Genomic DNA, 22,195 nt, shown 5'->3' on the forward strand with positions numbered 1-22,195 from the left:
AGATAAAACAAACCACGACACGCCCATCCCATACACACATTTCGGGCATTAACCCACACTCTTAGTGCCAGTGCCCGCGGGCGCGGCCTCGAGAGACAAAACTAGAGTTCGACCTTGAGCTTCGTGAACATCTTTGAAATGTCTTCCGCGACAGTTGCAAAGAGCACGGCGGAGGCTGTCCACGCGATGGCATACAACGCCTAGGGCACAACAAAACGAGCGAGCTTTGCCCACAGCTCTGTTCGCGTGCACTTCTCCAAGTCTCCTACCGGGCATAAAGGCTGAGCAAGATCGTGCGCATTGGAGGGCCGTGTCAGATAGCTATCGGGAAGCGTGCGTGCACTCACCACGTATGCCGCCCAAGGAACAGAGAGAACAGTGTAACTGCGGTGCACATGATAGCCCTGGTGGGTTCGCATCCAGCTTGTCCACACGGCGTATTCCCAGTTCTTTTCCCTAACGAAGCGAGTAAAAGATGACCTCTTCTTCGATTTCTGCAACTCTTCAAGAAGGATGTCATGCGCGGTCACTACATCGCCGGAATTTGCCGCATCAATGAACTCGACGGGCACGCGTTTGGGACCATCGAAACGATTCTTGAGTGAGGGAAAGGTTGAAAACTCTGCGATGATCTGCGGTACATCGTGCGTCTCCGCACGATAAACCTGGGTTGTTTCAGGTTCTTTTAAACTACTGAGAATGGTCGACTGTCCCGGAGCAATGAAGGCACACTGCCTGCGAACTCCGGAAGAGGGGTAACGCGGTGACAGCGCAAATTGCGTGAGGGGAGTACTGTCCTCGCGGATCGGAGCAAGGAGCATCTGCGCTTGCTCGTTCAAAGCACCATCGGCCTCGAAAATCTTGTCGAGGCCCATCTGGGTTTCCCCCGAATTGCCTTCCCGCGCGGACTCTTCGGGGCCTGCGAGAGCAATGAACGCGGGAACCGAGGCTGTCGGTAGGCTCAGGGGAGCGGAGAAATAAGTGCTCATGGTGCCACGCTCATCTTCGTCACCATCGTGCCTATATCCTTGAAATGCTCGGGAAACATGCGCGTCGTTGTTGTTGCTGTGGCGGTGATCCTGACAAATGTCGACGAGTCGAGTTTTTCAACCCATGACCATTGAATAGCTGTCAAGGAAACGCCTTCATCAGTGTATGTTCCCGTGCACATGAGGGAGGCTTTAGGCTTGCGCTGCGTGATCTCGTCGAGCGTGAACCACCCCGGAATCTGCCTGGAAATTGCCTCGCTCAAAGTTCCTAGCGGTAGACGTTGCTCGCTGCTTGCCGGAGTTGCGCAGACTGACAGCGTTGATGGACGCAGATTCTTGTAATCCATAGGTCCTTGGGCGACCAGAACAACGGGGGCCAAAGGAACAGGCGTGAGATAAGAGGGCATTTCCTCAACGTGCTGCCAGCCTAGAGGAAGGTCAATACGAGTTGAGAACTCTCTTTTCTGGCTACCGCCCAGCGTGAGCTCTGTCGTGGTACGAACCCTGCCGCCGCGGGGAAGAAGGTTTCCTAATTCGTCAACAAGCCCTTTGCGGACACTGTCGTGCCATCTGGGATCCAGCCACGTCGGAAAGTCCAGAGGCAGACGGCACAGTGGGATTAGAAGAATAGAAGCGAACGTACTCCAGCCAAGAAAAAGCACGATGTGCATGGAGAAGCCGTGCTGCCGAGCAAAAACCGTCATTCCAGCAAGGAACGCAAAGAAAGTCCACGCGCAAAGGCGTAGAAAATTCGCCGGATCTAATGTGTGGACGTTCGTCAAGGGCCAGGCTCGCTGCGCTAAACGCGACTTACTGAATGCGACAAAAAGTATGAAAAGAAGACGCAGAGCAAAAGCAAGGACCCACACGATGACCCATTCGCGCGGGATCGTGTAGGCCAAGGTCGAAATCACCATGCGCACGCCTTGATGCTATGACAAGGGAATATTGCAAAGCAATCTGCTGACTTTTCAGCAATTATTGGCTCGCGTGACACTCTCCAAGCTCCCCAAGCATTCACCGGCTAAAATATGCACAGACCACTGCGCCGGCCAGGTGCGGTGAGCCCTAATAAAGGAGTTTTTGTGGCACAGCCATCCACCTCTCGTCTTGATTCCGTGATTTCTCTTGCCAAGCGCCGCGGCTTTGTTTTCCCCTGCGGTGAGATTTATGGCGGTACTCGCTCTGCCTGGGACTACGGCCCGCTGGGAGTGGAACTCAAAGAGAACATCAAACGTCAGTGGTGGAACTACATGGTTCGCCGCCGCGCAGACGTTGTCGGACTGGACTCCTCGGTGATTTTGCCGCGCGAGGTGTGGGTTGCTTCCGGGCACGTCAAGGCCTTCACCGACCCCCTCATCGAGTGCCTGAACTGCCACAAGCGCTCTCGCGAAGATCAGCTCATCGAAGAACTGGCTGATAAGAAGGGCGTTGAAGAATCCTCCCTGTCCCTGGAAGACATCGCCTGCCCCAACTGTGGCGTTCGTGGCCAGTGGACTGAGCCCAAGGCATTCTCGGGTCTGCTGAAGACCTTCCTTGGCCCCGTTGATGACGAGGCCGGCCTGCACTACCTGCGCCCCGAAACCGCGCAAGGCATCTTCGTGAACTTTGCCAATGTCATGACCGCTGCACGTAAGAAGCCGCCTTTTGGCATCGGTCAGATTGGTAAGTCTTTCCGCAACGAAATTACTCCCGGTAACTTCATCTTCCGTACCCGTGAATTCGAACAGATGGAACTTGAGTTCTTCTGTGAGCCCGGAACTGACGAAGAATGGCACCAGTACTGGATCGACTACCGCAAGGCATGGTACGTCGGCCTGGGTATTGATCCCGAAAACCTGCGTGAATACGAGCACCCCAAGGAAAAGCTTTCACACTACTCCAAGCGAACCGTTGACCTGGAATACCGCTTCGGTTTCCAGAACTCCGAATGGGGCGAACTTGAAGGTATCGCTAACCGAACCGACTACGACCTCGGCGTTCACGCCGAGGCCAGTGGCGCCAAGCTCGACTACTTCGACCAGACGACCGGCGAGCGCTGGACCCCCTACGTCATCGAGCCTTCCGCAGGCCTGACCCGCTCCCTCATGGCCTTCCTCATCGAGGCCTACCACGAGGACGAAGCCCCCAACGCGAAGGGCGGCGTCGACAAACGCGTTGTCCTCAAGCTCGATCCGCGTCTGGCTCCCGTCAAGGTTGCTGTCCTGCCGCTGTCGCGTAAGGATGAACTGACTGGTCCGGCTCAGGAACTGGCTCAGGAACTGCGCGACCTGTGGAACATCGAGTACGACGATGCCGGTGCCGTTGGCCGCCGTTACCGTCGCCAGGACGAAATCGGAACCCCCTTCTGCATCACTTACGACTTTGATTCCGTTGAGGATCACGCCGTCACCATTCGTGAGCGTGACTCGATGGAGCAGGTCCGTATCCCGCTCGACCAGGTCAAGTCCTACCTGATTGAGCGCTTGGGAGTTTGCTGAGTGACCTCGCAGTCTCACGCTAGTGGCCCAGCCTGCTTGCAGGTTGGGCCACTGCGGCTGTTTACTCCCGTCGTCTTGGCTCCAATGGCCGGAGTAACGGATGCACCTTTCCGCCGATTGTGTCGCATGTTTGGTGAAGAGGCCTTGGGCGGGCCTTCACCCTTGACCGGGATTCCCAGCCCGGCCGCTCTTCCCGGCGTTGCTGAAAGCACTCGCCCCGCCTCTGCCTCGAAAAACGGGAAAGAAAGTTGCGCGGGTGAAGAACTGACGCGCCACGTTGACGCCCCTGCGGGCCTGTACGTCATGGAAATGGTGACCTCGCGAGCCCTGGTCGAGGGCAACGCGCGGACGATGGCAATGATTCGGCCTGACCCCGCCGAACGCGTGCACTCCGTGCAGCTGTACGGAGTGAACCCCCAGGTCATGGCGCGCGCAACCCAGATCATGATCGAAGGCAAATACGCCGACCATATCGACCTCAACTTCGGCTGTCCCGTCCCCAAAGTGACGCGAAAGGGCGGGGGAGCGGCGCTTCCGTGGAAACGGGACCTCTACACCGACCTGCTGCGTGCGGTTGTTACCCAGGCGCAGGTCAGCGGGGATGCGTGTGGCCGCGAGATCCCGGTGACGGTGAAGATCCGCATGGGAATTGATAGCGAGCACGAAACCGGCCTCGAGGCCGCGCAGATCGCTCAAGAACTTGGCGTCGCAGCCGTGACGATCCATGCGCGCACCCAGACCCAGCATTACGCGGGCCAAGCGCATTGGGATTACATTGCGCGCATCAAAGAAGCCTTGGATATTCCGGTCTTTGGTAACGGCGATGTTTTCGAGGCCGCGGATGCGATGGAGATGCTACGCCAGACCGGCTGCGACGGTATTTCGGTTGGCCGAGGCGCCCAGGGGCGTCCGTGGATTTTCCGCGATATCGTCGCCGCCTACCACGGGCAGCCGGCTTTCCCGCCGCCGTCCCTTCGCGAGGTTGCCTCCATCATCGAAACCCATGCGCACTGGTGCGTGGAAGAAGAAGGCAACGAAGACCGGGCGATGCGTGAAATGCGCAAACACATCGGCTGGTACCTGCGTGGTTTCAAGGTGGGTGGGCCTCAGCGTCACGCGCTTGGTATGGTTTCCACTCTCGATGAGCTCAGCGCTCGCCTAGCGGACTTGGACCTTGATCAAGATTTTCCCGAGGCCGCGCGTGGGCCTCGCGGGCGCGCTGGGGGAGAGAAGACCCCGCACCTGCCCGACGGGTGGCTGGATCACCGATACTTGACCGACGCCGAGAGGGCGTCGATTCATCATGCAGAAGTTGGCTACTAAAAGGTTACTGAGTAGAAGGGAACGTCATGGAGCCTGTAGTTATTGGACGCAGTGATTTGGGTGAGGCCTACGGTGCAGCGCCTTCAGGAGTGGGCACGGGATTGCTTGACCCCGCGGGGGCCATTCCTCCGCGAGGCCGAGTGCTTCTGGGTGGCGGGCAGCCGGTAGTTTTTATTGTTCCTCTGATGGCGGGGGACGTGAGTGGAGTCGTTGAACAAATCGAGGCTGCCGCATCTGAGCCGCACGATATGTTCGAGTGGCGCGTGGACTACTTGGATGTTCTTAGGGGGCTTTCAGGTGAGGAACTGAGTGACCAGGCCCGCGAAGAAATTTCAAGGTCTGCGCGAGAAGTCTTGGATGCTTCGGATGTGCCCGTTTTGGCTACTATTCGAACAGTTGCTCAGGGTGGAAAAGCTGAAGTTTCGGCACCGATTTATGGCCAGATCGTTGAGCTGCTGGCTGAGTGCGGGATGGACGCGGTAGATGTGGAAATGGCTCCGGCTGCGCATGCATTGACCGAGAAGGTGCACGCTGCGGGTGCGAAGGTCGTCATGTCCTTCCATGACTTCGAGGTGACTCCCGAATCGGAGATCATGCGAGAGCTTCTGGAAACTATGGCAGTATTGGGCGCAGACGTCGCAAAGCTTGCGGTTTTGGCCAATTCGGAGCGCGACGCGCTCAATGTTGAATTGCTGCAGAGGTGGGCAGCTGAGTACGTGCCGGTTCCCTCAATCGTTTTAGCGATGGGAGAGTTTGGACGCCAGACGCGTGCGACTCAACCTGAAGATGGGGGAGTTGCCTCTTTCGTTGCCGTGAGCGGACGTGAGAGCGCGCCCGGTCAGTGGGGTGCTCGGGAATTGACGGAGAGGCTCGGGCGCGAATAAAGGCCCTCCCGGGGTGCTTTTCAGGGGTGAAATGCGCCTTGAGGGGTTATTGAGAGTGAAAGACAAAAGACTGAAAAACAAAACTGGGGCGTCTCGAAAGAGACGCCCCAGTTGAAGCCAGACTCAACTAATCAGTTGAGATCCTTGGTTGCTGCGCGCAGCATCCAGGCCTGCTTCTCCAGGCCGGTTGCAATGCCGATCAGCAGGTCGTTGGACAGGTGATCGTGCTCGTCAACGGGATCAAGGGTTGCCTTGATGCGCTCGGAGGTCGCCAGCAGGCGCTCTTCGTACTGGCGAGCAGTCTTATCGGTGGGCAGGAAGCCGGGCTCCATCGGATCAACCAGCGAGGTCGCTGCAACGGTCGCCGCACGCGCATCGGGTGCAACCTCGATGGCTGCCATACGCTCAGCAACATCATCAGCGGCAAGGCGAACCTCGTCGATGATTTCATCCAGGTGCAGGTGGAGCGAACGGAAGCCGGGGCCTTCGATGTTCCAGTGTGCCTGCTTGCCCTGAAGCGACAGATCGGTCAGATCAACAAGAGCCTGCTGCAAAGCTGCTGCAACAACCGGGTGTGCTTGAGTCATATTGTTCTCCTAAAACCTATCTGCAGGTGCGAACCGCAAGGGCCGCACCACTGCTATCACTTCTGACAACTCTATTTTTGGCGATCGCATTCCCTTTCGCACCATAAGGTGAAATATCCGACAAGGGTTGTGACACGACGTCGATAAAGCGTCAGAAGCGCTCAAAAATTGTGGAATTTACTTAAATAGTGTTCCCAAAATTGAACGCGTCAGTGAGCGCGCTGCAGTCGTTCCAACGGACTTGACTGTCGACTCAATCACGCGCTGCGTGGCGCGTGCGCGACGCTCCTCAGCCTTTTCGGCCTCGCGACGCTTACGCTCTTCGGCCTTCTCGACCTCACGCTGCAGGCGCTCAAGTTCCTTCTGGCGCGCTGCCTCTTCCTTCGCTGCCTGCTTCTCGGCTTCCTTCTGCGCCTTCGCTTCTTCAAGCTGACGCTGTGCCTCAGCGGCCTTCTCTTCCGCGGCTTTAGCGGCATCTGCAAGACGGGCTTGCATCAATTCGAATGCCGATTCGTTATCGACCGCGTCACGGTAACGCGACAGGAGCGGTGAGGAATTGATGATTGAAGAGACAACACCGGGATCAGCCGGGCCCATGACAGCGGCGGGTGCATCCAACATGGTCGGAGCAACCGGGGTCGGGCGACCCTTCTCATCCAGAACCGTCACGACAGCCTGACCGGTACCCAGCGAAGTCAGCACCTCAGCCAGATCCAGGGGAGAGGTCGGGAAGGTCGAAACTGCCTTCTTGAGGTTTGCCGCATCGTTTGGAGTGTGCGCGCGCAGTGCGTGCTGAACGCGTGAACCGAGCTGAGCCAAGACCTCGTCGGGAACATCGGTGGGGGACTGCGTAACAAAGACAATGCCCACGCCCTTAGAACGAATCAAACGCACTGTCTGCACGACCGCCTGGAGGAACTGCTTCGAGGCATCTGTGAAGAGCAGGTGGGCCTCGTCAAAGAAGAAGACCAACTTCGGCTTATCGGGGTTGCCCACTTCCGGCAAAGTCTCGAAGAGCTCAGCCAAGAGCCACATGAGGAAGGTCGAGAACAAAGCGCCCTGGCTGCCCAGGTCGGGAAGTTCCAGCGAGGAAATGACGCCGCGACCATCCATTGATACGCGCATGAGATCAGCGATATTGAAGGCGGGCTCACCGAAGAAAACATCGCCGCCCGAGGCCTCCAAAGCAGCGAGCTCACGCAGGATTACGCCTGCAGTTGCTGGGGAAACACCACCGATTCCCTTGAGCTCTTCCTTGCCTTCGTCATTGTTTGTCAGGTAGTCGATGACTGAACGCAGGTCCTTGAGGTCAATCAGCGCGAGCTGTTGACCATCGGCCCAGTGGAAGATCAACTGAAGGGCTGAGGCCTGGGTGTCGTTCAACCCCAGCACGCGCGAAAGCAGAAGCGGGCCAAATTCGGTGATGGTTGTACGGATCGGCACGCCTTCGCCGCGGCCACCCAGAGTGAGCAGTTCCGTGGGGAACGCCTTTCCTTCCCAGTTCTGGCCAATGCTTGCGCAACGTGCAAGGAGCTTCTCTGAAGAGGTGCCCGCCCGAGCCAGACCGGTGAGGTCGCCCTTGATATCGGTGACAAAAACGGGAACTCCGGCTTCTGAGAGGCGCTCGGCCATCAGCTGCAGGGTTCGTGTCTTACCGGTACCGGTTGCGCCCGCAACCAAGCAGTGACGGTTCATGAGTCCCAGCGGGATTCCGACAGGTGCGCCGGGAACCGGAGTATCACCATCCAAGAAAGCACCCAGTCGCATTGAGGGCGAGGTGAAGGAGTAGCCCGCGCGGACCTGCTCCGCGTAACCCTGCAGTTCGCCTTCACTTGCCGAGGCCTGGGCCGGGGTGGCGGGAGCGGCTTGTACAGGTGCAGCCGGGGCGGCCGGTGCACTTTCCGCAGGCATAGCTGTCGGGGTTTCTGCGGGAGCTGCTTCAGAAGGTGCTGCCTGCTCAGCCAAAGCGGTATCGAGGGCTGCCTGTGCGGCCTCGGCCTTTTCGGTTGCCGCATCGGCAGCGGCGGCCTGGGATGCGGCCTCGTTCTGGTCGCCCTGGCCACCTTGGGCGGCAAGAGCAGCATCGAGGGCAGCCTGCGCGGCCTGAGCCTTTGCGGCAGCGGCTTCGGCGGCGGCCTGCGCGGCCTCGGCCTTCAGACGTGCAATTTCAGCGGAATCGGTCATCGTGGGTCCTCGCAGTGTTGTGGTGGAAGTGGTTGTTAGGCATTCCAGTGCTGGCGCAGAGCGTCGCACACGGCATTGTAGGTTGAGTGGTCTACGGTCGCTCCTTCACGGCGAACATCGCCGGGGGCAACAATGAGCAGGCGGTCCAGGCGTACCTGACTGGGGCGGCCCTGCGGATCCCACGCGCCGGTTCCGATGGGGAACCAGTAGCGTCCCCAATGTGCCTCTTGCTCGGCATCCTTGCGGTGGTCCTTGGACGTCAACTGGGCAACAACAAGCCCCTGCTGTACTCGCGAAAGCACGACAACGGGACGATCTTTGCCCCGGGTTGGGTCCTCTTCATAGGACACCCACGTCCACACGACCTCGCCGGGATCCGCATCCCCATCGGGATCCGGCCTGTATTGGAAAGGAGGGAGTCCGTGTGTGCGAACGTCCCACACTTTGTTTCCCTTTCCCGAGGCCTGGGCGGCGGAGGAAGAAGAATTGCGTGCGGTGTCTGAACTGTGCGAAGACGAAGAGGAGCGTGAGGATGAGCGCGACGAGGAACGTTTGCGTCCCTTCGAGGAACCCATTTCCTCTTTCATGCTTTGGCCTGCGGCCTGGATAAAGATCGCGAGAAGTCGCTTAATGAAGTCCACGTGGTCTCCAGGTTTGATGGAACAATACCCTAAGTGTAAAGGGACGGAGGCGCTTATTCTGTGGCAAAAACGCGAGGTCGAACGCGCGCGGTTTCAAACCATGCACACTCCCCGGGCGCAAGTGGGGTATCGCTGTTGAGCTGAGTGGGTAAAACCCCCGTTGAGACAAGCGGTCGGTGCTCGGAAGGCACAACGACAGTGGAGTCCGAGGTATTGAAAACAACTAAAACTTGAGCGCTCATATGGACCAGACAATCCGGACCAGCCCAAGCGAGGCCTCGTACGTGGGCAAGAGAGCCCGTTCCCATTCCGTGCTCAGCTCGGGTTCGCAAAGCTTGCTGGACCATCAGCACAAAGGGACTGGAAATGTCGTCTTTTGGCGGCGAATTAAAATAGGTAGCTCCCGGAAGGGCCAGCGCAAAAAGAGTGCGCGCACGATGAATCTCACTGTCATCGTAGGGAAGCGCTGGCCATGCGGCCACGTGCCCCACAGGGTCGCGGTTGGCAAAAGTGTTGACGATGGCATCGCACAGCTGCGGGTTCTTCCACTCAATGTCGAGCAAAGTGTCGTTGCGCAGGTGATGGAACCAGGATTCTTGAAGAATTTCCTTCAGATCTGCATCATCCATATGCGGCAGGCTGGAGGTGAGAATAGGCAGAGTATCCGTATTAGCAACCTCGGCCATCACTAGGCGAAGTAGATGCATGAACTCTTGGCGTTCAGATGAATTCGGTCCGTAGTGCGTGAGCGGCAAAGTTCCAAGATCAATCCCGTCGACTTCCGCATCAACGCATGCCCGTACGCGGCCAAGCAGAGTCGTCACCGTTTCGTCAGCGGAGTATGGACCGTTGAAATCGCGTGTATCCCAGTCAGCTGCACCAGGAAGATGGACGATGATCTTGATGCCGACCCGATGGAAATGTTTGACAAGAGCAGCGAGTTCCGGATTAACGCCCCAGATCATTTGGGGAATCGGGGAAAGCGCGAGAGCATCTACGCCCGCTCGAGCGAACTGAATTGTTTCCTTGCTCAGCAGTTGAGCAAGATCATGGTCAACGCGTTGGGGGATACGGCAAATTGCAGGTGAATGCCACCAAGGATGGGTGCCTTTCCGGGCAGGATGAACCAACGTCGTTACTACCCGGGTCCCCTTCATTGCATTCACAGAACTATTCTTGCAGTTTTAGGCATCGAAAGGGTACTTGAAGCAGTTAGGCTTATCACGTGCACACTCAGTATCCGTATAGCTCCGCAGACCGTGAGCGTTTCGTTTCAGAGACTCAGAAGTCCTCTGTTCGTACAGATTTTGAACGCGATCGAGCCAGGGTGTTGCATTCCTCAGCGCTGCGACGTTTGGGTGAAAAAACGCAGGTCCTGGGGCCAACCTCTGATGATTTCGTGCGCACGCGCCTGACTCACTCCCTTGAGGTTGCGCAGGTCGGACGCGAGCTTGGAAAAGAACTCGGGGCCAACCCCGATGTTGTTGATGCTGCATGTCTGTCCCACGACCTCGGCCATCCGCCATTTGGACATAACGGTGAACGCGCGCTTAACGAACTTGCGGCTGAAATCGGTGGCTTTGAAGGGAATGCCCAGACACTACGAATCGTCGCGCGCCTTGAACCAAAGGTCATCGCAGAGGAAGGCCCCGCTGGACTGAATCTTACGCGCGCAACTCTTGATGCGATTTGCAAGTACCCCTGGGCGAAGGGCGAAGGTCCGAACCGGGAAAAATCCCTGCGGAAGTATTCGGTCTACGACGATGATCGTCCGACTTTTGAATGGATGCGTGAAGGTGTAACTCCCGGGGCGCGTTGCTTGGAAGCTCAAATTATGGATCTTTCCGATGACATTGCGTACTCGGTGCACGACGTCGAAGACGCGGTTGCAACTGGAAAGATGGATCTTGAGCACTTGCGCAGCGATGCACACACCCGCGGTGTTATCGACTCAACTATGAAGTGGTACGGGACCTCGGTTTCTGAAGACGATCTGATTCAAGCATTTGAGCGCCTGGTGACCATGCCTGAATGGCTCAGTGCTTTCAGTGGCTCGTATGCGGATTTGGCCGCCTTAAAAGATCTCACCAGCGAGCTGATCGGGCGATTCTGTAACGCGACAGTTGCGGCCACCCGTGAAATTGCAGGAGACGAACCCCTGGGCCGGTATCGCGCGGAGCTTGTTGTTCCGGCGCAAACCCGGGCGGAAATCCAGGTTCTTAAGGGGATGGCTGTCCACTACGTCATGAGTCCGCGCGAAAGCGAACCTGTTTACTATCAGCAGCGCACGCTGCTCAATGACTTGGTTGATGCCCTTATCAACGCAGGCCCCGAATATCTTGAACCTCCTTTTGCCGCTCAATGGCGCGCAACCACGGATGAGGGGAAGCGTTTGCGAGTCGTTATCGACCAAGTCGCCTCGTTGACCGATATCTCTGCCTCGCGCTGGCACGCGAAGCTGTGTGGGATGCTCTCCTCCCAGCTTTAAACAGAGCTCCGGGTCAATCCACATGCCCCTGCTAAGGAAGTGTCCACTCGCTAAACTGAACTCATGGCCGGCCTGATCCTCAAAGAAGACATCGCCGCCGTACGTGATGCCTCGCGCATTGAAGAAATCGTCGGCGAGCGTGTCGCACTGCGCCCTGCGGGTGTTGATTCTTTGAAGGGATTGTGCCCATTCCATGATGAACGCACTCCCTCGTTCCATGTTCGTCCCTCCCAGGGGTTTTGGCACTGTTTTGGCTGTGGAGAAGGCGGGGACGTCATCAGCTTTGTCCAGAAAGTTGATTCTCTTTCCTTTACCGAGGCCGTGGAAGCCTTGGCCCTCAAAGCTGGGATTACTTTGCGTTACGAGGCCGCGGGAAGCGGGACTCTTCGCCGCGAGGAGCCGGGTCGCCGCCAGCGCCTTCTTGATGCACACCGCGTGGCTGAGGAGTTTTATCAGGCACAGCTCGCGTCCGCAGAAGCGCACCTCGGGCGTCAATTTTTGGGCCAAAGGGGCTTTGGTGAAGCAATGTGCCGCCGTTTCGGGATTGGCTACTCTCCGGCCTCGTGGGATGCGTTGACACGTCACCTTCGTTCGAAGGGATTCACCGATCAAGAGATTGAAACTGCCGGCCTGGCAACTCGGGGTAACCGCGGACTTTATGACCGTTTCCGAGGAAGACTGATGTGGCCAATCCGTGATATTACGGGCGCGACTGTTGGTTTTGGTGCCCGGCGTTTGAATGATGAGGACAAGGAATCCCCGAAGTACCTCAACACCCCTGAAACGCCGATTTATCACAAGTCCCAAGTCCTGTACGGTTTGGATCTTGCAAAGAAAGAAATCACTCAGGGACGCAGGGTTGTCATTGTTGAGGGCTACACCGATGTCATGGCTGCCCACGCTGCGGGTGTCGGCTGCGCTGTTGCAACCTGTGGTACCGCTTTTGGTGAAGAACACGTCAAGATTGTTCGCCGACTGCTGGGAGATACCGCCGATAGTGCAGCGGGAGTGGTTTTAAGCAATGGGAAGACCCATGGCGGTGAAGTGATCTTCACCTTCGATGGCGATGCTGCCGGTCAAAAAGCTGCGCTTCGTGCATTTGATATGGATCAAAACTTTGCGGCGCAGACCTTTGTCGCTGTCGAGCCCCATGGCATGGACCCCTGCGAACTGCGCATGGCCCAAGGCGAGCGTGCGGTTGTGGAGCTGGTGAACTCTCGGACTCCACTTTTCGAGTTCGTCATTCGCTCCGTCCTGCGCCAATTGGATCTCAGGACTGCGGAGGGCCGCGTCAAGGCTCTTCGTGCGGCGGCTCCCGTGGTCGCGCGCATTCGTGACCGCGCTCTTCAACGTGAATACACCAGGTCGCTCGCCGGCTGGATTGGTATGGATATCTCTGAGGTAGCGCGCGCGGTTCGCTCCTCTGGCAGCTCGCGCCCGGCCTCGAACGGACGCGGAGCGACTCCTGAGGCCTCGACCCCCATGCCTGCAAGGCGCGGTCCGGAAGACCCCGTGTCAAAGATTGAACGCCAGGCCTTGGAAGCGTTGGTTCAATACCCCATGTACGTGGTGGGTTCGGGATTTGAGGAACTTGGGGGAGAAGCATTCTCGGTGCCTTCCTACCGCGCAGTTCACGACGCGATTCGAGCCGCAGGCGGTCTTGACGCTTTCGTCAAACTTCTCCGTCAGGCCGAAGAACATTTCGGTAAAGGGGAGAAAGCCGTGCAAGCAGCGACTCGTGCCTTCGTTGATGACGTGCGCGAGCTGATGATTCCCGAAGTTGCAGCGGTTTTGATGGAACTTGCGGTTGCTCCACTGCCGCAGGATCGCGAAGATCAGCTTCGTGCATACTGTCGCGGAGCGATGGGAGCAATGGTGCGTTTAGACGTGACGCGCAGGCTTGCCGATGCGAATGCGAACCTTCAGCGCCTGAGCGAAGATGACCCGCAGTACACCCAAGCATTCCGAGAGCTGATGCGTCTGGAAGAAGTGCGTCGTCGCTTTACCGAACGCGCACAATAGCCCGCGCGGCAGGTACTACTCCAGTCCAACGCTTTCTCGCAGCTGGCGTTCAAACGATTGAGCCAGTGCGATTCCTTCATCATCCAGTGGGCCGTTGGCCGCAAGGACAGAGAATAACTCACCGTCTTCGCGTCTGCGGATCTGGCCGGTGATCACCGTTCCCGAAGGAGCCGTGATGTTTCGGACAACGATCTGCGTGCGGTTCACCTTTTCGGAAAGGTCTTCCATAAAAGGACGTATCGACGAGTCGTTGGATTGCACAATCAAAGGAGCGCGGGAAGGATCAACCCAGGTCACGCGAAGTTCCTGTTTTTCACCGTTCCATCGCGCATTTTGAATTTCGTACCACATTCCCGAATCAACAACGCGATCTTCTTCGATCAGGATCAAAGCAAAATGCCCCGAAACCAGAACTCGCGAATCGGAAAGCTCAATATGAGGCGAGTTGGCATCCCCAGCGGGAACAAGGCGTTGCCAGCTCAGTTTGGTGTTTTCACTTTCCGTGCTCATTGCAGTGTCACCACCGCTGGAGTCGAGACACCGGGAGCTTGCCTCCATAGGCGAACATCATCCAGTGCGGCGCGAGCACCAAAAAGTCGTACATCCTGGGAGTCTGAAGCGAAGAGATTGATATCCGCACGCATCGATGCTTGAGCAAGAGATGCGGGAGAGTGGTCAGGCATCGAACAGCGCAGCTGGCGGGTGTCTTTACTCCCGCGTTCCAAAGACCGTGAGGCTCGATCTAGAAGTGCGTTTTGAATGGTTTCTGCAGATGCGAAGTCCTCGCTTGTCACCGCAGACTTCGGCAGCGTCTGAGCGATGCAATCCCAATTGGCCGTTGTTTGAGCGGCCTGTTCCGAGTTCGCAAAAGCAGAAGTCGTCTGTGAAGGCTGGGGGAGGGCTAAATCTGAAGAGGCGCCGCTGCGAACAATCCACGAAGGCGTCTTTCCGCTTTGGTCAATCAGCCGCTGCGCCAGCGCATCAACATCGTGTGTGCCCTCATCCACGTCAATCGCGTAGGCATTGGCCAATTGCACTGCCGAGGCGTAGCGCCCCAGCGCGACTGCGCTGAGCTGGCGTGCTTCCTCGCTCGAGGTTATGGTCGGGTTTGCCGCGGTCTGAAGATCTCGACGAGCTGAGATGACCAGCCAGGAGACGAAATCCTTCACCGTGTAGGGGGCTTCTGCAATAGCCTCGGGTTGGGGGAGTGAAGCGGCATCCTCGCGGCCCTTCCAGGGCTCCCACACTCCTCCGAGGAATTCCAAACGTTCCCGGGAACTCGTCGCTACGGCCTCGAGAGCGGAAGAACACGAGGCGCACTGCGTGGCAAGGGACGCAAGGGAATGTGCGCGATCGGCGGCCGCGGCCTCGGTGCGCGCAGAGGTGTCACGGGAGAGTGCGAAACCGGTCAAGGCGGGCAGGCTACTGGGAGATTCCACGTGGATTCCACATGCTCCGAGGCAAAGAGCACTGGCAGCAATGAACGCAGTGAAGAGTTTCGGGTGTTTCACAACAACATCATCCCATGGTCAAAAGACGAGTACGATTGCCTAGAATACCGTGTCGCGTGAAGGAGTGAAGGTGGCACCCACACAGATTGAAGAACAAGTCCGTGCGCTGGTTGAAGGTATTGTCACCGGGGCCGGAGCCGAACTTGATGCGGTGGCTATTCTTAAGCAGAATGGCACCCTGGTCTGCCGAATCACCGTCGAAGAGCCCCTGGGAAGCGAAAAGCTGTCCTCGGATGCGCTCGCGGATATTTCACGCGCAATCTCCAAAGCTATGGATGCCGCTGACCCGATTTCTGACGCATACATGCTGGAGGTCTCCACCCCCGGGCTGGAACGCGATTTGAAGAAACCTGACCATTGGAAGCGCCAAATTGGCGGATTGGTCAGCGTGAAGATGCGAAATGGTGACAAATTTGTGGGACGGGTCAGCAATGCCGACGATAAAGGCGCTACTGTAGATACTGGCGCTGAAAGCCACACAATTGCATATGACGAGATCAAGAAGGCGCGTTCGCGCGTCGACTTCGGCTCGTGGGAATGAGGGACGCTATGGAAATCGATATGACCGCCCTGCGGATGGTCGAACACGAGAAGGGGGTATCGCTCGATACCCTGGTTGATGCCATCGAAGAGGCATTGCTGAAGGCGTACCACAACATCCCCGGCGCAATTGCAAAGGCTCGAATTGAGATCGATAAGCGCACGGGTCGCGTGACCGTTATGGCCACCGAAGAAGACGAAGAGGGTAACCCCATCGGCGAATTCGATGACACTCCCAAGAACTTCGGTCGCATTGCACAATCCACCGCGCGTTCGGTCATTATGCAGCGCCTGCGTGACGCCGACGATCAGCGCGTTTTGGGTGACTTTGCCGGTAAGACCGGGCAGATTGTGACCGGTGTCGTGCAGCAGTCGCGCGATTCTCGCCTGACCACCGTGAAGCTCGCTGATGATTTCGAGGCCATTCTTCCCGATTCTGAGAAGGTCCCCGGAGAGGACTACTCGCACGGTACCCGCCTGCGTGCACTGATCGTTTCGGTCGAGCGTACCGATCGCGGTGCTCGCATCACCTTGTCGCGCACTCACCCCGGCCTCGTCAAGGGTCTTTTCGAGCGTGAGGTTCCCGAAATTCAAGAGGGACTGGTCCGCATTAAGGCGATCGCTCGCGAGGCTGGTCACCGTTCCAAGATTGCCGTGGTTGCTACTCGCGAAGGCGTGAATGCCAAGGGTGCGTGCATTGGCCCGATGGGCTCGCGTGTGCGTGCGGTTATGACAGAGCTTGGCGGCGAGAAGATCGACATCGTGGACTGGTCTGAAGATCCGGCACGTTTCGTTGCAAACTCGCTGTCTCCGGCTCGCGTGTCCCGCGTGGTTGTTCACTCCGTGGAGCAACGCACTGCCACCGCTATCGTTCCCGACTTCCAGCTTTCGCTGGCAATCGGTAAGGAAGGGCAAAACGCTCGACTTGCGGCACGCCTGACCGACTACCACATTGACATCCATTCCGATACTGAGAATGGCGAAGAAGGACTGGCATCGCGTTCATCTACACCGGATGACGTGATCAGTCGCTCACAATCCGATGGCTTGGAAGAGGACTGACTCGGCTAAGCTTAAGGGCGTGTCTGACTCCACTCTGATGCTTCGCACCTGCGTGGGGTGTGGATTACGCGCGCAACGTGCGGAACTCATCCGTGTTGTTGCGACCTTGGACGGGGATCTTCATGTTGATCACCGTCGTCAACTTCCCGGTCGGGGAGCGTGGTTTCATTCCGAGGCCCGCTGCCTAGACCTCGCCCGCCGCAAGCGGACGATCGGACGTTCACTGCGTCGATCAGTAGAAATGACTGACGAACAGTGGACTGAACTTGGGAAGGAAATTCTGTCTGCGGCGCACAGGGCGCCGGACAACGAGTAGCGAAAGCGGGTTGAAAGCCCATGGGCACCCGATGAGTACCCAGCGATGAGCTGCCTGCATTATCAGTGATACGTCTCCGTTCGGGGACGTTCCCGAACAAGGAGAAAAGTGGCAAAACTGCGTGTCCACGAGCTCGCCAAAGAGCTCGGAATCCCCAGCAAGGAATTGCTGGCCTACCTGCGAGACAAGGGCGAATACGTTAAAGCTTCTTCGTCCGCACTTGAACCGCCCGTAGCGCGTGAAGCGCGCGAGCACTTTGAAAAGCTTTCCGGTTCTGCATCGGGCGACGATAAGAGCGCCCCGAAGAAGGCTGCTTCCAAGCCCAAGGCGAAGGCTTCCGCGAAGGCCGCTGAAACCGCACCGGCAGCACCCGCACAGGACGAGGTGCCTGCAGCTGCCGAAGCTCCCAAGCCTTCTGCTCATAAGCCGGCGCCTCGCGCGCCCAAGGCAGCAACGCCCAAGGCAGCAGCAGCCGAAAAGGCCGAAGCTGCACCCCGTGCTCCCAAGCCGGCTCCGCGCCAGGCTCGTGGAAGCCATGAGGAAGCCCCCAAGCCTGCAGCTGCTGCTCCGAAGCCCGGAGCTCCTCGCGCCCCGCGTCCCGGCGGCTCTGCAGCCAAGCCGGGTGCGCCTCGTCCCGGAGCACCCCGTCCCGGCGGTCCTCGTCCCGGAAACAACCCCTACGCATCCAGCCAGGGCATGCCTCGTCCCGGCGGCAGCCAGGGTGGTCGCGGTGGAAACCGCCCCGCACGTGGCGCACAGGGCGAACGGCCCGCACGTTCCGGTGGTGCTCAGGGAGCGCGACAGGGTGGGCCTCGCCCGCAGCGCAGTGGCGCACCTTCGGGTGGCGGCCCGCGTCCGAACCCGGGAATGATGCCCGGACAGGCGAACTTCGCTCGCTCGGATCGTCCGGCACCTTCTTCTGAACGTCCTCGTGGTGGCCGAGGCCGCGGTACCCGTCCGGGTGGCGGTAATGGTGGTGGCCAGGGTGCTCCTGGAGCAAATGCCGGTGGCGGTTTCGCTCCGCCGCGCGGTGGTCGCGGTGGCGGCCGCGGTGCAACGCCGGGCGCATTCGGTCGCGGTGGCGGCAAGAGCTCGCGCGGGCGTAAGTCGAAGCGTGCAAAGCGTCAAGAGTTTGAACAGCAGAACGCACCCGTCATTGGTGGCGTTTCGATTCCTCGTGGCGATGGACAGCAGATCCGCATCCGTCAGGGTGCCTCCCTTGCTGACTTCGCTGAGAAGATCAACGTCAATCCCGCAGCGCTGGTCACCGTTCTCTTCCACCTGGGAGAGATGGCAACCGCCACGCAGTCGCTGGATCAGGACACCTTCGAAGCGCTGGGTGCAGAGCTCGGCTACGATGTCAAGGTTGTTTCGCCTGAAGATGAGGATCGCGAACTGCTCGAGTCCTTCGACATCGACCTCGAAGCTGAAGAACTGGACGATGCAGAGAACATGCAGCCGCGTCCCCCGGTCGTCACGGTCATGGGCCACGTCGACCACGGTAAGACCAAGCTGCTGGACGCGATCCGTCACACCGATGTTGTCGACTCTGAGCACGGTGGCATTACCCAGCACATTGGTGCCTACCAAGTGAAGGTGAAGTCCGAGGATGGAACTCCTCGCCGTATTACCTTCATCGATACCCCCGGTCACGAGGCCTTCACCGCTATGCGTGCCCGTGGTGCGCAGGTCACCGATATTGCGATCCTTGTGGTTGCAGCGGATGACGGTGTCATGCCTCAGACTGTTGAAGCAATCAACCACGCGCAGGCCGCTGGCGTGCCGATCGTTGTTGCCGTCAACAAGATCGATAAGGAAGGCGCGAACCCCGATAAGATTCGCGCCCAGCTCACCGAGTACGGCCTGGTTGCCGAAGAGTACGGCGGCGACGTTATGTTCGTCGACATCTCGGCCAAGCAACGCAAGGGTATCCGTGAACTTCTCGAGGCCGTGCTGCTGACTGCTGATGCAGCGCTGACCCTTGAAGCGAACCCCGATACCGATGCCCGCGGTGTTGCCATCGAAGCGAACCTGGATAAGGGCCGCGGTGCAGTGGCGACCATGCTGGTTCAGCGCGGTACCCTGCGCGTCGGTGATTCCCTGGTTGTCGGTTCTTCGCACGGCCGTGTTCGTGCGATGTTCGACGACTCTGGTAACGATGTCGCCGAGGCCGGTCCCTCGACCCCCGTTGCAGTGCTGGGCTTGACCTCGGTTCCGCGCGCTGGCGACTCCTTCTTGGTCGCCACCGATGACCGTACTGCCCGCCAGATCGCTGACAAGCGCGAGGCCGCAGAGCGTCAAGCACTTCTTGCAAAGCGTCGTAAGCGTGTCTCCCTTGAGGACTTCGATAAGGTCCTTAAGGAAGGCGAGGTCGATACCCTCAACCTGGTCATTAAGGGTGACGTCTCCGGTGCTGTTGAAGCCCTGGAAGACTCGCTGCTGCGCATCGATGTGGGTGAAGAGGTTGCTCTTCGCATCATCCACCGCGGTGTTGGTGCAATCACCCAGAACGATGTCAACCTGGCAACCGTGGACAACGCGGTCATCATTGGCTTCAATGTCCGCCCGGCTGAACGAGTTCAGGAACTGGCCGATGCCGAGGGCGTCGAGATCAAGTACTACAACGTCATCTACTCGGCGATCGACGATGTCGAGGCCGCAATGAAGGGCATGCTCAAGCCGATCTACGAAGAGGTCGCACTGGGCAGCGCGGAAATCCGTCAGGTCTTCCGCTCCGGCAAGTTCGGCAACATTGCAGGCTCGATTGTTCGCAATGGCACCATCAAGCGTGGAACCAAGGCTCGCTTGGTCCGCGACGGTGTGGTTGTTGCAGACAACCTGGAGATTGCATCGCTTCGCCGCGAAAAGGACGATGTCACCGAGGTCCGCGAGGGCTACGAATGTGGTATCACCTTGGGTTACAAGGACATCGCAGAAGGCGACATCATCGAGACCTGGGAAATGCGCGAAAAGCCGCGTGACTGAGGTCTTCGCTGAGACAAGGGTTTGGGCCCCGCACCAGCTGGTGCGGGGCCCAAACTTTAGTTTCGTCGGTGGCTGTTTTGAGCGCGGCTTGATTGAGCGCGCTCAAAACAGCGGGGGAGCACAGTGGGGGAGCGATTACATGCCGCCTATGATCTGTGCGACGAGGATCTTTCCGATCATGGCAACGGGATAGACCAGCGCGTAGCCCAAGGAAACGCGTGGATCCATGTTCGTTCGCGAGTTCGCGAAGGCAAGGACTGCAGGTTGTGTTTGAGCGCCAGCGAGCAGACCGGAGAGCTTCGTTCCACCCATCTTGAACAACCAGCGCATGACGACGTACAGGCCAATGGCCATGATCGAGGTCATGATGATGCCCAACAACAGGATCTGAAGCCAGGTGCCAGAGGTGAAGGCCTTTTCGATCTGTCCACCTGCGTTAGCACCCGCCTGTGCGAGGAAGACCAGAAGGCCGAACTCTGCCAGAACCTGACTGGCCGTGAACGGCATTGCGGTCACGAAGGGACCGATACGTCCCAGACGCCCGAAGATCAGGCCGACGATCAACGTTCCAGCAGCCGAACCGATCGAGAAGTAAGCGCCGGTCGGGGTAAAGATCGGGATTTCGCCAATCAGAATGCCCAGTGCCATGCCGATGCCCAAGGCGATTGGGTTCAGGTCGGAGAGGCCTCGTGCAGAGTCCCCAAAGAACTTCGTAATCTCGCGCATCTTTGAGGTGGGGGCCACGACACGAACGCGGTCGCCCTGCTGGAGGATCAGTCCGGGTTCAGCGATCATATCGACGTCGCCTCGGCGCACGCGGGAAATTGTTGCGGAGTACTTATCCGCCAGGCCCAGTTCTTCAACGGTATGACCGGCGAGCTTCGGGTTAGAAATCGTCACGCGACGGAAGTCCAAGTATGCACGGTCTTCGATCAAGGAGTGCGACGAGGGGTGACCGAGTTCAGTTGCAACTCGGGCAACCAACTCACGCGGGCCAACGACGGTCACCAAGTCGCCCTGGTCAAGGGTGTCGTTCATTGAAGGACGCATGATAGGGCCGGTTTCGCCTCGGCGCAGACGTGAGAAGGTCACCTTTGAACCCATCATTGTGTGGATATCGCCGATGCAAGGATGATCACCGCGTTCGACGCGAATCGTACGGTTCGCCAGGGGAGAGGGGGCATCTTTATCGCGCTTGCCGTAAGAAAGAGCTGCTGCAGAAGCGATGAGCATTCCGACGACGCCGAAGAGATAAGCAATCGAATAACCGACCGTCGCAAGGTCCAGCTTTCCCGAGGCCTCGCCAGCTGCAGCCAGCGCGGGGGTGTTGGTTACTGAACCGGCGAAGGTCCCTGCGATGAGTGCGGGGTCCATTCCCCACATGCGGCCGATAACTTCTCCGACGGCCGCGGACACTCCATAAAGGGCAAGCATTGCCAAGATCGGTCCGACCGCGCTCTTGATGTTGTGGAAGAAGGAAGCTCCGGAGTTCATGCCGATAGCGAAGGCGAAGAGCGCAAGGCCAAGTGTGCCCAGCTCTCGGGTGACGCGTAGGTGAATTCCGTAGGTTTCAGCCCATGCGGACATAATGATTGCAAGGAAAAGGACAGCTGCTGCGCCCAGCCCGATGCCCTTGATCTTGATGTGGCCAAAGGCCATTCCCACGCCAATAAGGAGGAACAAGAATAGGACGGGCTGATCAGCAAGCTTGGTAAATAAGATCTCCACTGTGAGGGCTCCATTGTCTGGTGATCAGGATTTTTTCTATCCGTTTTCAGTATCTGACTCTTTAGGAAAAGGACAAAATGGGCGATTCGCGAGATTCTGCGGAAATGGTGCTAATTGCTGTTAGCTCACGTCTGACAAATTTTCGATTTTGAGGCCAAGGTCCCATTTATCTTGCACTGTGAGATCAAAAGGCCGACGGCGACGCAAGCCCGTACGGTTAGAGACGTGATGAAGCTTCGCATTTCAGGAATTCTCGTCTCGGTCATCGTACCCAGGCGTGCGATTCCTGCCGTGTGAATTGTCGGATGGAACGCACGCCACAATCCCCGCGCACTTGCGCTACGCGTTATTCGGCCTCGGGAATAGAGGAGGACGCGCCCGCACCTGTGAAGGGGATTTTTTCATGCCAACACCCCATGATTCGCGCAAGGAATTGCGGCGCGAACCGCACTCCT

Annotated in this window: 18 protein-coding genes; 9 read left to right on the forward strand and 9 right to left on the reverse strand. The window is 58.3% G+C overall.

Translation table 11 applies throughout. The annotated features are described in order from the left end of the window. Nucleotides 1-200 precede the first annotated feature (200 nt). Nucleotides 201-989: a hypothetical protein gene (locus RW023_RS07005; protein WP_315580514.1), complete on the reverse strand. Its 789-nt coding sequence runs from the start codon at nt 987-989 to the stop codon at nt 201-203. Beyond that, nucleotides 986-1,906, reverse strand: a complete 921-nt coding sequence (locus tag RW023_RS07010; RefSeq protein ID WP_315580515.1) for a hypothetical protein — start codon at nt 1,904-1,906, stop codon at nt 986-988. Before RW023_RS07010 ends, RW023_RS07005 begins: the two co-directional genes overlap by 4 nt. Nucleotides 1,907-2,074: 168 nt before the next feature. On the opposite strand from RW023_RS07010, the gene RW023_RS07015 reads away from it, so the two are divergent. From RW023_RS07015 to aroD, 3 genes are all read left to right on the forward strand, one after another. Then, a complete protein-coding gene (locus tag RW023_RS07015) occupies nt 2,075-3,469 on the forward strand; it encodes a glycine--tRNA ligase (RefSeq protein ID WP_399499474.1) in 1,395 nt (464 codons plus the stop codon). An 84-nt stretch (nt 3,470-3,553) separates the two neighbouring features. Continuing rightward, nucleotides 3,554-4,792 carry a tRNA dihydrouridine synthase DusB gene (gene dusB, locus RW023_RS07020; RefSeq protein WP_315580547.1) on the forward strand — a complete coding sequence of 413 codons (1,239 nt, stop codon included), beginning with the start codon at nt 3,554-3,556 and terminating at the stop codon, nt 4,790-4,792. A 26-nt stretch (nt 4,793-4,818) separates the two neighbouring features. Next, nucleotides 4,819-5,676 (forward strand): type I 3-dehydroquinate dehydratase, encoded by an 858-nt coding sequence (gene aroD, locus RW023_RS07025; protein ID WP_315580517.1) that lies wholly within the window; start codon nt 4,819-4,821, stop codon nt 5,674-5,676. Between the two features lie 131 nt (nt 5,677-5,807). Here aroD and RW023_RS07030 read toward each other — a convergent pair whose 3' ends face one another. The 4 genes from RW023_RS07030 to RW023_RS07045 form a co-directional block, all read right to left on the reverse strand. Beyond that, on the reverse strand, nt 5,808-6,263 hold the full coding sequence (locus RW023_RS07030; protein ID WP_315580518.1) for a DNA starvation/stationary phase protection protein: 456 nt from the start codon (nt 6,261-6,263) through the stop codon (nt 5,808-5,810). Nucleotides 6,264-6,440: 177 nt separating this feature from the next. Further along, entirely contained in the window at nt 6,441-8,447 is a 2,007-nt protein-coding gene (locus RW023_RS07035) for a helicase HerA-like domain-containing protein (protein WP_315580519.1), read from the reverse strand. 35 nt (nt 8,448-8,482) lie between these two features. Beyond that, the gene (locus tag RW023_RS07040; protein WP_315580520.1) at nt 8,483-9,088 is read right to left on the reverse strand and encodes a type II toxin-antitoxin system PemK/MazF family toxin; all 606 of its coding nucleotides are present in this window, start codon (nt 9,086-9,088) and stop codon (nt 8,483-8,485) included. Nucleotides 9,089-9,141: 53 nt separating this feature from the next. Then, nucleotides 9,142-10,245, reverse strand: a complete 1,104-nt coding sequence (locus tag RW023_RS07045) for a hypothetical protein (protein WP_315580548.1) — start codon at nt 10,243-10,245, stop codon at nt 9,142-9,144. A gap of 68 nt (nt 10,246-10,313) precedes the next feature. Between RW023_RS07045 and RW023_RS07050 the strand changes: the two genes are divergently transcribed. Together RW023_RS07050 and dnaG are read left to right on the forward strand one after the other, a co-directional pair. After that, nucleotides 10,314-11,576, forward strand: a complete 1,263-nt coding sequence (locus tag RW023_RS07050) for a deoxyguanosinetriphosphate triphosphohydrolase (protein WP_315580521.1) — start codon at nt 10,314-10,316, stop codon at nt 11,574-11,576. 63 nt (nt 11,577-11,639) lie between these two features. Beyond that, complete coding sequence (dnaG, locus tag RW023_RS07055) at nt 11,640-13,598, forward strand: DNA primase (protein ID WP_315580522.1); 1,959 nt, start codon at nt 11,640-11,642, stop codon at nt 13,596-13,598. 15 nt (nt 13,599-13,613) lie between these two features. Here the strand turns inward: dnaG and RW023_RS07060 are convergent, their stop codons facing one another. Next, nucleotides 13,614-14,108, reverse strand: coding sequence for a hypothetical protein (locus RW023_RS07060; RefSeq protein ID WP_315580523.1), 495 nt, complete (start codon nt 14,106-14,108; stop codon nt 13,614-13,616). Continuing rightward, nucleotides 14,105-15,037 (reverse strand): hypothetical protein, encoded by a 933-nt coding sequence (locus RW023_RS07065; RefSeq protein WP_315580524.1) that lies wholly within the window; start codon nt 15,035-15,037, stop codon nt 14,105-14,107. The genes RW023_RS07060 and RW023_RS07065 overlap by 4 nt, the downstream gene beginning before the upstream one ends. 142 nt (nt 15,038-15,179) lie before the next feature. On the opposite strand from RW023_RS07065, the gene rimP reads away from it, so the two are divergent. The 4 genes from rimP to infB all read left to right on the forward strand — a co-directional run bounded on the left by rimP (nt 15,180) and on the right by infB (nt 20,012). Beyond that, the gene (rimP, locus tag RW023_RS07070) at nt 15,180-15,650 is read left to right on the forward strand and encodes a ribosome maturation factor RimP (RefSeq protein ID WP_315580525.1); all 471 of its coding nucleotides are present in this window, start codon (nt 15,180-15,182) and stop codon (nt 15,648-15,650) included. Nucleotides 15,651-15,658: 8 nt separating this feature from the next. Continuing rightward, nucleotides 15,659-16,711, forward strand: coding sequence for a transcription termination factor NusA (gene nusA / locus RW023_RS07075; RefSeq protein ID WP_315580526.1), 1,053 nt, complete (start codon nt 15,659-15,661; stop codon nt 16,709-16,711). Nucleotides 16,712-16,730: 19 nt separating this feature from the next. Further along, the gene (locus tag RW023_RS07080; protein ID WP_315580527.1) at nt 16,731-17,027 is read left to right on the forward strand and encodes a YlxR family protein; all 297 of its coding nucleotides are present in this window, start codon (nt 16,731-16,733) and stop codon (nt 17,025-17,027) included. A gap of 108 nt (nt 17,028-17,135) precedes the next feature. Then, nucleotides 17,136-20,012, forward strand: coding sequence for a translation initiation factor IF-2 (gene infB / locus RW023_RS07085; protein WP_315580528.1), 2,877 nt, complete (start codon nt 17,136-17,138; stop codon nt 20,010-20,012). 135 nt (nt 20,013-20,147) lie between these two features. Here the strand turns inward: infB and RW023_RS07090 are convergent, their stop codons facing one another. Beyond that, nucleotides 20,148-21,740 carry a TrkA C-terminal domain-containing protein gene (locus tag RW023_RS07090; RefSeq protein WP_315580529.1) on the reverse strand — a complete coding sequence of 531 codons (1,593 nt, stop codon included), beginning with the start codon at nt 21,738-21,740 and terminating at the stop codon, nt 20,148-20,150. Nucleotides 21,741-22,195: the final 455 nt, after the last annotated feature.

The sequence above is a fragment of the uncultured Actinomyces sp. genome, assembly GCF_963542285.1.
In the GTDB taxonomy this organism is placed as follows: Bacteria; Actinomycetota; Actinomycetes; order Actinomycetales; family Actinomycetaceae; genus Pauljensenia.

Bases quoted from the DNA above. Each gene is read 5' to 3' on its own strand.
- RW023_RS07005 (WP_315580514.1), bottom strand. From the start codon at position 989: ATGAGCACTTATTTCTCCGCTCCCCTGAGCCTACCGACAGCCTCGGTT.
- RW023_RS07010 (WP_315580515.1), bottom strand. From the start codon at position 1,906: ATGGTGATTTCGACCTTGGCCTACACGATCCCGCGCGAATGGGTCATC.
- dusB (WP_315580547.1), top strand. From the start codon at position 3,554: ATGGCCGGAGTAACGGATGCACCTTTCCGCCGATTGTGTCGCATGTTT.
- aroD (WP_315580517.1), top strand. From the start codon at position 4,819: ATGGAGCCTGTAGTTATTGGACGCAGTGATTTGGGTGAGGCCTACGGT.
- RW023_RS07030 (WP_315580518.1), bottom strand. From the start codon at position 6,263: ATGACTCAAGCACACCCGGTTGTTGCAGCAGCTTTGCAGCAGGCTCTT.
- RW023_RS07035 (WP_315580519.1), bottom strand. From the start codon at position 8,447: ATGACCGATTCCGCTGAAATTGCACGTCTGAAGGCCGAGGCCGCGCAG.
- RW023_RS07045 (WP_315580548.1), bottom strand. From the start codon at position 10,245: ATGAAGGGGACCCGGGTAGTAACGACGTTGGTTCATCCTGCCCGGAAA.
- dnaG (WP_315580522.1), top strand. From the start codon at position 11,640: ATGGCCGGCCTGATCCTCAAAGAAGACATCGCCGCCGTACGTGATGCC.
- RW023_RS07060 (WP_315580523.1), bottom strand. From the start codon at position 14,108: ATGAGCACGGAAAGTGAAAACACCAAACTGAGCTGGCAACGCCTTGTT.
- nusA (WP_315580526.1), top strand. From the start codon at position 15,659: ATGGAAATCGATATGACCGCCCTGCGGATGGTCGAACACGAGAAGGGG.